The organism is Streptomyces sp. DSM 40750 (assembly GCF_024612035.1).
In the GTDB taxonomy this organism is placed as follows: domain Bacteria; phylum Actinomycetota; class Actinomycetes; order Streptomycetales; family Streptomycetaceae; genus Streptomyces.
Window position 1 is genome coordinate 10,865,067 of the sequence record NZ_CP102513.1, and the last position, 11,608, is coordinate 10,876,674.

Sequence of the window (11,608 nt, forward strand, 5' to 3'; positions counted from 1 at the left end):
GAATCTGTCGTCTGGTAAGTGACCGAGGAGGAGCCATGTCCCAGCCCGATCCGGACGCATGGCGTACACAGGTCCGGCAGTGGCTGGCCACCGTGCTCGAACCGGCGCGGACGCCGGAGTCCGCCGGAGAGGCCGCCGATCTCGCCGTGTTCCACAACCTCCCCGAGGACGAGGAACGCCTGCTGCTGGAGCGCTGCCGCGCCTACCAGCGGGCCCGCTTCGACGCCGGGTACCAGGCGCTGACCCTCCCCCTGGACAAGGGCGGCGCGGGCCTGACCGCCGCCCATGTGGCGGCCTTCGCCGAGGAGGAGTCCGCCTTCGAGGTGCCGCCGTCCACCGAGCTGATCAGCGTCACCGTGCGCCTGGTCGCGATGGCCGTCTCCCTGTTCGGGACGGCCGAGCAACTCCACGACCACGCACGCGCGTTCCTGCGTACCGACCTGCTGGCCTGTCAGCTCTTCAGCGAGCCCGGTGCCGGATCCGACCTCGCGGCCCTGCGCACCCGCGCCCGACAGGAGGACGGGGGCGAGTGGCTCATCGACGGTCAGAAGGTGTGGACCTCGGGAGCCCAGTTCGCCGACTACGGCCTGCTGCTCGCCCGCACCGACCCGGACGTCGTCAAACAGGCCGGCATCACCGCCTTCCTTGTCCCGATGGACGCCACCGGTGTGGAGGTACGTCCCATCCGCCAGATGAGCGGCGGCGCCTCCTTCAACGAGGTGTTCCTCAGCGGCGTACGCGTCCCGGACCGGCTCCGGATCGGGAGCCCGGGCCAAGGCTGGGAGGTCGCCACCACCACCCTCGCCTTCGAACGGACCGCCTCCGGCAGCGGCAACCGCCGCAAGGGCGGCACCTTCTCCGACGTGCTCGCACTCGCACGCTCCCTCGGCCGCACCTCGGATCCGCTGGTCCGCCAGCGCCTGGCCGACCTGTACGTACGTGCCGCCCTGCGCGCGGCCACCGTGGACCGGGTGGCCAGGACGAGCGCCGCCGGCGGTCGGCCGGGACCGGAGGCGTCGTTGACCAAGCTCATGGCCTCCGACCTGCTCACCCGCACCGGACAGGTCGCGGCCGAGCTGATGGGGGCGCGGATCAGCGCCGACACCGGGGAACCGGGCACCTTTGCCTGGACACAGCATCTGCTCGGCGCCCCCGGCTACCGGCTGGCCGGAGGCACCGATCAGATCCAGCGCAACCTGATCGGCGAGCGGGTGCTGAAGCTGCCGTCGGAGCCGCGGGCGGACCGGGCGCCGTTCTCGCAGCTTCCCGGCAACTGAGGCATCTGCCCGGCACCCGAAGGACCTTCCCGGTACCCGAAGGACCTGCCCGGTACTTGAACGACCTTCCCGGCAACGGAGCCACCGTGGCCGTTTCGGCAATCACAAAGGAGTGACATCGATGGATCTGGGACTGACAGGCGCGAAGGCGCTGGTGACCGGGGCGAGTCGGGGCATCGGGCGGGCGATCGCCACGACCCTGGCGGCCGAGGGCTGCGCGCTGGCGCTGTGCGCACGGGGCGAGGAAGGACTCGCCAAGGCCGCCGCCGAGCTGCGCGGCGAGGGGGCGACAGTGTTCGCGGAAGCGGTCGACGTCACCGACCCGGTCGCCCTCGCGGGCTTCGTCGAGCGGGCGGCCGCCGAACTCGGCGGCCTGGACCTGCTGGTGTCCAACGTGTCGGCGGGCAACGTGAAGGGCCCCGACTCCTGGGAAGCCAGCCTGCGCGGCGACCTGATCCCCTTCGCGGGACTCGTCGAGGCGGCCCTGCCGCACCTGGAGGCCTCCGACCGGGCCGCCGTCGTGGCCATCGGCACCACCAACGCCTCCGACACCGCGCGCCCGGCCGGAGCGAACTCCTACTCCGCGCTCAAGGCGGCCGTCGTCCAGCACGCCTCGGCCCTCGCGCACTCCCTCGCGCCGAAGGGCATCCGCGTCAACACCGTCTCGCCCGGCCCGATCGACTTCCCCGGCGGCGCCTGGGAGACCATCCGCACCAGCCGCCCGGAGGTGTACGAGGAGGTGCTCGCCAAATTGCCGATCGGCCGCTACGGCACCGCGGAGGACGTGGCCGCGGCGGTGGCCTTCCTGCTCGGCCGGACCGGCTCCTTCTGCGTCGGGGTCAACCTCGTGGTGGACGGCGGGCTGCTCACCCGCGTCCAGTACTGAGCCGTGGCGGGCCCGGCCGGCCGCCTGGACGCCGTAATGGTCTGCGGCGGCCGCTGGCACGACTTCGACCACGCGCGGCTGCGGCTGCTGGAGCTGCTCGGTGAGCATCCACGGGTGCGCACGGCGGTGTACCAGGACTACGACTGCGTGGCCGCCCTCGACAAGGCCGACCTGCTGGTCACCTACACCTGTGACGTCCGGCCCCGCCCGGCGCAACGGGCCGCGCTGGCCCGGTTCGTCGAGCGGGGCGGGCGCTGGCTCGCCCTGCACGGCACCAACGCGGTGATCGAGCCGTCGACGAGTGACGGGCCGAGGACGTTCACGACTCCACGGCTCCTCGGGGAACTGGCTCAGGTGCTCGGCAGCCAGTTCCTGGCCCACCCGCCGATCGAGCCGTACGAGGTGCGGGTGACCCGGCCCGACCATCCGCTGGTCGCCGGGATCGGGCCGTTCACGGTCACCGACGAGCTGTACGTGTGCGAGCTGCACGGGGAGCCGGAGGTGCTGCTGCACGCCGAGTACACGGGGCCGTGCCGCGGTTTCGCCGAGGGCGACACGGCGGCCCTCGACAGCGCGCCCCGACCGGTGCTGTACCTCAAGCGGCACGGCCTCGGCGAGGTCTGCTACTTCACCCTCGGTCACTGCCGGGGCCGCTACGACATGCAGGACCTGGGCGTGGACGACACCGGGCGCGTGGATGCGGGGCCATGGGAGACACCGGAGTTCCTGACGGTGCTCCGGCGCTGCGTGGAGCGGGTGGTGGGTGTGCGAAACCCGGCAGAGGAGCGGGCCGGCGCCTGAGCGAGGAACTCGGGCGCCGGCCCGCTGCACGGTTCGTGGCTCAGGCGTGCGGGAGTACCACCGCGCGGCCGCTGATCTCCCCGGCGTGCAGACGCTCGTACGCCTCGGGCGCCTGCTCCAGCGTGAAGGTCTCGACGTGGGAGGTCACGAGCCCCTGCCGCGCGAGTTCGAGGACCTCCATGAGCTCCGTCCGGCTGCCCCAGTAGGGGAAGGAGGCCGACACCTCGAACGGCAGCCCGCCCCCGAAGCCGACGGGCAGAGTGCCCCCGCCGAGGCCGACGACGGTGACATCGCCCTCAACCGCCACCGACGCGGCGGCCACGGCCAGGGTCGCCTCGGCCCCGACGAAGTCCAGGACGACCTCCGCGCCCGTACCGCCGGTGATCTCCCGGATCCGCGCGGCCGCCTCGCCGTCGGAGAGCAGTGTCTCGTGCGCGCCCACCTTGGCTGCCAGCTCCAGCTTCTCCTTGCCCACGTCGAGGGCGACCACCCGCGCCGGGGTCAGCGCGCGCAACAGCTGCACGGCGAGATGCCCCAGACCGCCGACGCCGATCACCACCGCCGTGCTGCCGGGCAGTAGCTTCGGCAGCGACCTGCTGATCGCGTGATACGGGGTCAGTCCGGCGTCCGTGAGGGGCGCGGCCTGCACGGGGTCGACTCCGCTCAGCGGCACCAGGTGGCGAGGGGAGTCCACCAGCACGTACTCCGCCAGGGCACCGGGCCGGCCGAGCCCCGGCGGCAGGATGCCGAGCCCGGCGGCGTGCGGACAGCAGTTCTCCTTGCCCTCGGCGCACTTGTGGCAGCGCCCGCAGCCCCACGGGCCGTACACCGCCACCGCCTCGCCCTCCGCCAGGCCGGCGACACCGGCGCCCACCGCCGCCACCGTCCCGACACCCTCGTGACCGAGTGTCATCGGCAGCACGTAGGGGAACTGCTCCTCGGGCCAGCCCATCACCGCCAGATCGGAGTGGCAGAGCCCCGCCGCCGTCACCTTCAGCAGAACCTGTCCCGGGCCGGGCTCGGGCACCGGCACCTCCACGACCTCGGGGGCGTGCCCCACCCGTCGGTACTGCACAGCCTTCATTGTCAGACCTCCTTGTCGGTAGTGATATCCGGCCGGGGCGCCGTCCGGCGGCGCAGAACGGCGGGCAGGGCGATCCGGCCACCCGTGAGGACCAACGCCACGATGAGGACCGAGCCGGTGAACAGGCTCGCGGCCCACTGCGCGCTGGTGGCGAGCCCGAGCCCCGTGATGCCTGTGCCGAGCAGGAGGACCGCGAGGACCGTGCCCCAGGCGTTGAAGCGGCCCGCCCGCAACTGGGTCGCCCCGACGAACGCGGCGGCGTACGCCGACAGCAGATACGGGGTGCCCGCGGTCGGCGACCCGGAGCCGACCGAGGACGCGAAGACGACGCCGGCGAAGCCGGAGAGCAGGGCGGAGGCCACCAGCGTCAGAAAGCGCAGCCGGTCGGTCCGCACCCCCTGCAGCCGGGCCGCGTCGGCGTTGAAACCGGTCGCGTACAACCGGCGCCCGGTGGCGGTGTGCTCCAGCAGGAACCAGATGGAGGCCGCGGCGAGCAGCAGATACAGCACCGGCAGGGTGATGCCGCCCGCGTCCAGTTGGGCGATGCTCGCGAACGGCTCGGCGAGCAGTTGCACACCGGTGATCGAGCTGTCGTTGGTGACCATGGTGATCAGCGACTGGATCAGCGCACCGGTGGCCAGGGTGGCGATGAACGAGTCGACGCGCAGGATCACCACCACGATGCCGTTGACGACTCCGATCAGCAGTGCGGCGGTCATCGCCAGGGCGATGGCCGTGCCGGGCCCGAGTCCGGAGGAGACCATGAAGTAGGCGGTCAGCACGCTGGTGAGCGACATGGTGTAGGCGATCGAGAGGTCGAAGACCCGCGCGGCCAGCGGTGGTACGACGCTGAGGGCCACCAGGCCTGCCACGGCGTTGCCGTTCAGCACCTGCTTGACTGTGATGGTGGTCGGGAACGTGTCCGGCGCCCACACGGAGAAGAGCACGACGATGACCAGCCACACGTACACGGCGCCGATGTTCCGGAACGACAGGGCGGCCGCCACCCGCCGGCCCGGTGTCCCCGGTGCGGACACCGCGGACCTCTTCGGAGCGGACGGCGGGAGCTCCGCCGCCCGGGTCGGGGTGGACGTCATGTCACTCGGTTCCTTCCATGGCGTGCACGAGCGCGGGCTCGGTGATGTCCCGGCCGCTGATCTCCCGTGCGATCCGGCCGTCCCGCACCACCAGGACGCGGGTGCACAGCGCGAGCAGGTCCTGTGTGTCGGAGGAGGACACGAGAACGCCCATGCCCTCACGGGCCTGACGCTCTATCAGGTCGTAGAGCTGCAGACGGGTGGCGATGTCCACGCCCGCCGTGGGTTCGCACAGCGCCAGCACCGGCGGGCGCTGGGCCAGACAGCGGGCCATGACGACCTTCTGCTGGTTGCCGCCGCTCAGCGTGGTGATCCGGGCGCCGGCTGGATGGCGTCCGGCCGTACGCACCCCGACCCGCCGGATCCAGTCCTCCGCCAGGTCGGACTCGCGGCGTCGGCGCAGCCGCCCGGAACGGGCGCGCAGCCGGTCCAGGAGCGGCAGAGTGAGGTTCTCGCCGACCGAGAAGTCGCCGATCACTCCCTCGCCCGCCCGGTCCGCCGGGACCAGGGGAAGGCCCAGGCCGTCCGCGTCACGCGCCTGGGTCCACCGCGCGGAGCGTTCCGGCAGCCGCAGTCTGCCGCTCACCCGCCCGGCATGGGCCCCGCACACCGCGTACGGCACGATCTCGTGGCCGGAGCCGACCAGGCCCGTGATGCCCAGGCGCTCGCCCCTCGCCAGGTCGAAGCCGACTCCCCGCAGGGGCCCGGCCCACAGGTCGCGGACCTCCAGTACGGGGTCGGCGGGACCGGAAGGGGCCGGGGGACGGTGGTCGGTCTCCATCTCCTCGCCCGCCATCAGCTCCGCCAGCGCACGCGGAGTGAGTTCGGCGACCGGGAGTGTGGCGATCCGGCGTCCTCCGCGGATCACGGTGACCCGGTCGGCGAGCGCGAAGATCTCGTCCATCCGGTGTGAGACGTACAGGACGCCGGCGCCGGCGTCGCGGACCTCCCGCACGATGTCGAACAGGCGGGCCACCTCGCCGGGCGGGAGGACGGCGGTGGGTTCGTCGAGCACCAGGACACCGCGGCGGCCCTCCCAGCCCTGCAGTGCGGCGGCGATGGCCACCACCGTGCGCTGGACGGGGGTCGCCGTCGCGAGGGGCCGGCGCACGTCGATGCCGAGGCCGAATCGTTCGACGAGGGCGCTCGTCCGCCGTTCCATCTCCGGCCAGCGGATGTTGCCGAAGGCCGTGCGGGCGAAGCCGTGGCTGAGCGCGAGATTGTCGATGGCGCTCAACTCGCCGACCAGCCCCAGCTCCTGGTGGACGAAGCGGAGCCGGTCGTGGCGGGAAGCCGTGACCTGGCCGAGGTCGAAGGGCTCGCCGTCGAGTTGGGCCACGGCGCCCGGCTCCGCGTGGTGGTAGCCGGCGAGGATCTTGATGAGGGTGGACTTGCCGGAGCCGTTGGGCCCGATCAGGGCGTGGATCTCGCCCGGCGAGACCTCCAGATCGACGTCCTTCAGTGCCTGGGTGCCGCCGAATCGCTTCGACAGGGCGGCCACCCGTAGCACCGGCCCGGTCAACTCAGTCCCCACAGCGCCTTGAACTGCGCCTGGTAGTCCTCGACGATCGGGAAGTCGCCGTCGGCCGAGGGCAGGTTGTCCTTGGTGACGAGCATGTTGGGCAGTGCGGCCTGCTGGTCCACGTCCATGGGCTGGCCGGTGAAGTGCCGGGCCAGCGCGTCGGCTTGGAGCCAGGCCGTCTCGTGGGAGTTGAGCGCCATCGCGCCGTCGGTGAGACCGCTCTGGATGTACTGGTAGTTCTGCGCGTCACCGACGTTGACGACGATGTGCTTGCCGGTGATGCCGGCGGTCTTCAGCGCGGTCGGCACGCCCACGTTGAGCAGGCCCAGGGAGAAGACGACATGGGTCACCTTCGGGTGCGACCGGAGGTACGACACCACACGGTCCGGCATGTCCTTGCCCACCGCGGTGATCGGCACGTCGACGTTGTCCAGCCCACAACCGTCGCACCATTTCTCGTACTTGGCGGCGAAGGAGTCCTTGACGGGCTTGAGGATCGTGTACGCCGGAAGGTCGAAGTAGACGGTGTTCGCCTTGGCGTCACTGTTCGACACCACCCATGAGGCGAGCATCTCGCCCTGGACGCCGACGTCGTCCGGCCCGTTCTTGAGCAGGGAGATGCCGTCGCCCAGCAGGTCGTCGGCGTTCGACTGGATGACGGGGATCTCGGCGTCCTTCAGCCGGGCCAGCTGCTTGGCGTAGACGGCACGCGGGAAACCGGAGGCGACGACGGCGTCCGGCTTGTCGCGCAGGGCCTGCTCGTAGGCGGCCTGGACGGACTCCGGGGTGCCCTGGGTGGCGATCTGCTTCACCTCCCAGCCGAGTTCCTCGGCGGCCTCGGTGAAGAAGTCGGCGAGGTCCTTGCAGGACTGGACGCCGCAGAGGATGAAGTCGATCTTCTTGCCCTTGGGGATCTTCTTGCCGACGGGCTGGGTGACGGAGATCGAGTCCGGGCGCTCGGAGTACTTCGCCAGGGCCTCGCGGGCCGCCGTCAGGCCTGCGGAGCCGGGCGCCGCCGCCTGCGTCGAGTCGGCAGCCGGGGTGGCGCCGGTGCCGCACGCCGCCAGGGCGAGCAGGGAGGTGACGGGGATGGTCGCGGTGAGGGCGCGGCGGACCGCGCGACGGGGTCTGGAACTCATCGTTGAGTACTCCCGTGGTGTGTCGCCTGCGCTGCCGAAACCCGCGTCGCTTCCGCGTCCGCGGCGGTCGGCTCCGTTCAGGCGAATCGATTCTGTGTCGCCCCGGGGCGAGGACGCCGCGGCGCTGGGGCCGGGACGGGCAGAGACCGTCCAGGAAGGGAGAAACTTTTGAGGAACTACAGCCTCAAGTGGGTCGGAGTGTGACATGTCGCAGCGGACTTGGGGAGAGGGTCTCCCTAAGAAATTCCAGGCTCACGGGTGAATGCCGTGGTGGGGCACGGAAGCCGCGAGGGTCGTTCACCGGCGTGAGTGTTGCTCCATGCCGTAACCCGTAACTACACTCACTCTAAAGTTTCTGTCGGAGGAGAGATGATGGACGAAACGTCGGAGCCGGCCACGGCCCGGTGCCCCGGGCCCAGCGTCCAGGACTACCTCGACCAGGACAGCCGCCCCGTTCCCCCGGCCCTGAGGTACGAGCGCAACGACCACCTCGGCAGCGAGGACATCGACACCGCCCGCTTCACCTCCCGCGAGTGGGCCGAACGCGAGATGCGGCAGGTCTGGCGGCGCGTCTGGCAGTTCGCCTGCCTGGAGAGCGAGATCCCCGAGGTCGGCGACCACGAGATCTACGAGATCGGTGACGACTCCCTCATCGTCGTGCGCACGGCCCCCGACGAGATCCGCGCCTACGTCAACGTCTGTCTGCACCGCGGTCGCAAACTGCGCACCGGCGGCGGCAACGTCAGCGAGTTCCGCTGCTCGTTCCACGGCTTCGCCTGGAACCTCGACGGCACGATGCGGACCCCGCCCTGTGCCTGGGACTTCCCGCACGTCACCCCGGAGAAGTTCGCCCTGCCCGAGGCCCAGGTGGCCACCTGGCGCGGCTTCGTCTTCATCAACATGGACCCGTACGCCGAGTCCTTCGACAGCTACCGCGGCACCTTCGACGACTACTACATCTGGCCGCTGGAGAACCGTTACAAGTCGCTGCACATCGGCAAGGTGCTGCCCTGCAACTGGAAGGTCGCGCAGGACGCGTTCATCGAGTCCTTCCATGTGATCGCCACCCACCCGCAGATGCTGCCGTGGCTCGCCGACGCCAACTCGCAGTACGACGTCATGGCGGACCAGCCGAACTGGAGCCGGATGATCAACATCCAGGGCGCTCCCAGCCCGCACGTGGCGGACTCCGTCACGGAGGAGGACGTCCTGGAGACGTTCTACGACTCGCGGTCGTTCTACGCCGCCGCCCAGGGCCGTGACCTGGTGATGGGGGAGGGTGACGAACTGCCGGCGATCCCGCCGGGCGGCACCGCCCGCCAGGTCCTCGCCGAGCGGATGCGCGCGCAACTGGCGGCCACCTCGCAGCAGGACTTCTCGAAGACCCCGGACACCGAACTGCTCGATGCCATCAACTACTTGCTGTTTCCCAACTTCAACCCCTGGGGCGGCGCCAAGTCGAACATCATCTACCGGTTCCGGCCCCACGGCCTCGACCCCGACTCCTGCACCGCCGAGATCATCTTCATGTCGTCCCCGAAGCAGCCCGGGGAGACACCGCCCCCGGTGAAGATCCGCTGGGTGCCCGAGGACATGCTCTTCGCCGACATCCCCGAACTCGGCGTCCTCGGACCCGTCTTCGACCAGGACTGCGAGAACCTGCCCTACGTCCAGCAGGGCCTGAAGGCGATGCGTAAACCGGGCATCACCCTGGCCAACTACCAGGAGAGCCGCATCCGCCACTTCAACCGGACGCTCGACCACTGGATGGACAAGTGACCCACCGGGTGGCCGTCATGCCCTCCGGCGCCGAACTCGAAGTCCTCGACGGGGAGGACCTGTTCACCGCCGCCCAGCGGCTCGGCTACCGCTGGCCCACCGTCTGCGGCGGCAAGGGCACCTGCCGTACCTGCTTCGTCCAGGTCGAGGAAGGTGCTGAGAACTGTTCCCCGGTGGGCCCGCTGGAGCGCGAGGGCATCGAGTCCCTGCGCAGGCCGGTGGACGGCCTGACCCGGCTCGCCTGCCGGCTCCGGGTCGAGGGCCCGGTGACCGTGACCAAGCGCGGCGTACGCCGCCGAGTGCAGGAGTGAGGCCCCCATGTCCAAGCAAGTGATCCACCCACTGACCGGGCATGTGTACCGGCTCACCGAGGACGGACTGGTCGAGGTGACCGACCCCGCGACCGGGGCGCGGGGCGTCTTCGACTTCCAGGCCCGGTGGCAGTCGGGCGAACTGCGCCACGCCGACCTCCAGATGGCCGGCTGGGTCGGCCGCCTCGCCCAGCGGCGTACGACCCGGCAACCGGAGCAGTGACCCCGTGACGCCCCGTACCACCCGCGTGGTCTGTCTGGTGCGCCGGCCCGAGGGAGAACCGCTCCCCGGTGACTTCGCCGTGGAGGAACGCCCGCTGCCGCCCCTGGGGGAGGGGCAGTTGCTCGTGCGCAACCTCTACATGAGCGTCGACCCGTCCATGCGCGGGCGCCTGGAGAGCACCGAGAAGCACTACACGCACAACTTCACCCCGGGCTCGCCGCTCGACGGCCGCGCCCTCGGTGTCGTGGAGGCGAGCCGCTGCGCCTCGGTGCCGCCGGGCACGTACGTACGCCACCAGCTCGGCTGGCGGGAGCGGGCGGTGCTGGACGCGGCGGACACCGACGGCGCCGGTCGCATCGACCCCCGACTCGCCCCGCTGCCCACCTGGCTGGGCCTGCTCGGCCAGACCGGGTTCACCGCGTACGTGGGCCTGACCCGGATCGCGCAGCTGCGTCCGGGCGACACCGTCCTCGTGTCGGCGGCGGCCGGCGCCGTCGGCACCGCCGCCGGCCAGTTCGCGCGCCTGCTGGGCGCGGACCGCGTGATCGGGACCGCCGGGGGACCGGACAAGTGCGCCCTGCTGGTGAAGGAGTTCGGCTACGACGCCGCCGCGGACTACCGCGCCGAGCCCGTGCGCGACGCCCTGGCCCGGCTGGCACCCGACGGCATCGACGTGTACTTCGACAACGTCGGCGGTGAGCAGCTCGCCGCCGCGCTGCACGCGCTGCGCACCGGTGGCCGGGTCGCCCTGTGCGGCATGATGTCGCAGTTCGGCGGCGACGGACGGTCCGCCGACATCAACCAGTTGATCCAGGCGGTCCTCAAGCGGCTGACTCTGCGCGGATTCATCGTCCGTGACCACGACGACCTGCGGCCGGAGTTCGAGCGGCGGGTCGCGGGCTGGCTCGCCGAGGGCCGGATCACCGCGCGCGAGACGGTCGTGGACGGCCTGGAGAACGCGGCGGAAGCCCTGCTGTCCCTGCTGCGGGGCGGCAACGTCGGCAAGATGCTGGTCCGGCTGAATGACTGACGACTGAACGACGAACGGCGCCCGCGACGCGGGCGCCGTTCGTCGCACGGGCCGGGACCGCGGTCAGCGCATGGGCCGCGACGCGGCGACCGTATGTGCCTGCAGGGAGACCCCCAACCGGGTCAGTCCGGCCACGGCGGTCCGGAAGTCCTTGATGTGCGGGGTGGCGAAGTGCTCGTCGAGGGCCTGCTGGGACACCCACCGCTCGAACACCCGGATCCGGCGGCCGTCCGTGGGGTCCGCCGTCATGGCGTAGTCCAGGCAGCCGGGCTCTTCCTCGCGGGTGCGCTTCCCGACTTCGACGAGGTGCCTGAGCATCGTGTCGCGGTCCGCGGGCTCGTAGTCCATCCAGCCGGCGACGATGATTTCCTCTGACACGGTGGTCCTTTCCCCTTCCACGGCCATGGCTCATGACCGTGGGCCCGCCGCCCCTCTGCCAGGAAGGAGCGACGGGCCCAT

Annotated in this window: 12 protein-coding genes; 7 read left to right on the plus strand and 5 right to left on the minus strand. The window is 71.2% G+C overall.

Going from position 1 to position 11,608, the window contains the following annotated elements:
- The first annotated feature begins 35 nt into the window (after window positions 1-35).
- From JIX55_RS47460 to JIX55_RS47470, 3 genes are all read left to right on the plus strand, one after another.
- The gene (locus JIX55_RS47460; RefSeq protein ID WP_257561693.1) at window positions 36-1,277 is read left to right on the plus strand and encodes an acyl-CoA dehydrogenase family protein; all 1,242 of its coding nucleotides are present in this window, start codon (window positions 36-38) and stop codon (window positions 1,275-1,277) included.
- A 121-nt stretch (window positions 1,278-1,398) separates the two neighbouring features.
- Entirely contained in the window at window positions 1,399-2,163 is a 765-nt protein-coding gene (locus JIX55_RS47465; protein ID WP_257561692.1) for an SDR family NAD(P)-dependent oxidoreductase, read from the plus strand.
- Between the two features lie 3 nt (window positions 2,164-2,166).
- Window positions 2,167-2,964 (plus strand): ThuA domain-containing protein, encoded by a 798-nt coding sequence (locus JIX55_RS47470; RefSeq protein WP_257561691.1) that lies wholly within the window; start codon window positions 2,167-2,169, stop codon window positions 2,962-2,964.
- 40 nt (window positions 2,965-3,004) lie between these two features.
- Here the strand turns inward: JIX55_RS47470 and JIX55_RS47475 are convergent, their stop codons facing one another.
- From JIX55_RS47475 to JIX55_RS47490, 4 genes are read right to left on the minus strand one after another with little or no spacing between them, the layout of a single operon-like run.
- Entirely contained in the window at window positions 3,005-4,048 is a 1,044-nt protein-coding gene (locus tag JIX55_RS47475) for an NAD(P)-dependent alcohol dehydrogenase (protein ID WP_257561689.1), read from the minus strand.
- 2 nt (window positions 4,049-4,050) lie between these two features.
- Window positions 4,051-5,145: an ABC transporter permease gene (locus JIX55_RS47480; RefSeq protein WP_257561688.1), complete on the minus strand. Its 1,095-nt coding sequence runs from the start codon at window positions 5,143-5,145 to the stop codon at window positions 4,051-4,053.
- 1 nt (window position 5,146) lies between these two features.
- On the minus strand, window positions 5,147-6,679 hold the full coding sequence (locus tag JIX55_RS47485) for a sugar ABC transporter ATP-binding protein (protein WP_257561687.1): 1,533 nt from the start codon (window positions 6,677-6,679) through the stop codon (window positions 5,147-5,149).
- Window positions 6,664-7,806 (minus strand): sugar ABC transporter substrate-binding protein, encoded by a 1,143-nt coding sequence (locus JIX55_RS47490; protein WP_257561686.1) that lies wholly within the window; start codon window positions 7,804-7,806, stop codon window positions 6,664-6,666. Before JIX55_RS47490 ends, JIX55_RS47485 begins: the two co-directional genes overlap by 16 nt.
- Before the next feature lie 369 nt (window positions 7,807-8,175).
- Here JIX55_RS47490 and JIX55_RS47495 point away from each other — a divergent pair, with 369 nt between their 5' ends.
- From JIX55_RS47495 to JIX55_RS47510, 4 genes are read left to right on the plus strand one after another with little or no spacing between them, the layout of a single operon-like run.
- Window positions 8,176-9,585 carry an aromatic ring-hydroxylating oxygenase subunit alpha gene (locus JIX55_RS47495; RefSeq protein WP_257561685.1) on the plus strand — a complete coding sequence of 470 codons (1,410 nt, stop codon included), beginning with the start codon at window positions 8,176-8,178 and terminating at the stop codon, window positions 9,583-9,585.
- Window positions 9,582-9,896 carry a 2Fe-2S iron-sulfur cluster binding domain-containing protein gene (locus JIX55_RS47500; protein WP_257561684.1) on the plus strand — a complete coding sequence of 105 codons (315 nt, stop codon included), beginning with the start codon at window positions 9,582-9,584 and terminating at the stop codon, window positions 9,894-9,896. The genes JIX55_RS47495 and JIX55_RS47500 overlap by 4 nt, the downstream gene beginning before the upstream one ends.
- Before the next feature lie 7 nt (window positions 9,897-9,903).
- On the plus strand, window positions 9,904-10,119 hold the full coding sequence (locus tag JIX55_RS47505; RefSeq protein ID WP_257561683.1) for a transposase: 216 nt from the start codon (window positions 9,904-9,906) through the stop codon (window positions 10,117-10,119).
- A gap of 4 nt (window positions 10,120-10,123) precedes the next feature.
- Window positions 10,124-11,149: an NADP-dependent oxidoreductase gene (locus JIX55_RS47510; protein ID WP_257561682.1), complete on the plus strand. Its 1,026-nt coding sequence runs from the start codon at window positions 10,124-10,126 to the stop codon at window positions 11,147-11,149.
- A gap of 63 nt (window positions 11,150-11,212) precedes the next feature.
- Here JIX55_RS47510 and JIX55_RS47515 read toward each other — a convergent pair whose 3' ends face one another.
- Window positions 11,213-11,527 (minus strand): putative quinol monooxygenase, encoded by a 315-nt coding sequence (locus JIX55_RS47515; RefSeq protein ID WP_257561681.1) that lies wholly within the window; start codon window positions 11,525-11,527, stop codon window positions 11,213-11,215.
- Between the last annotated feature and the right edge of the window lie 81 nt (window positions 11,528-11,608).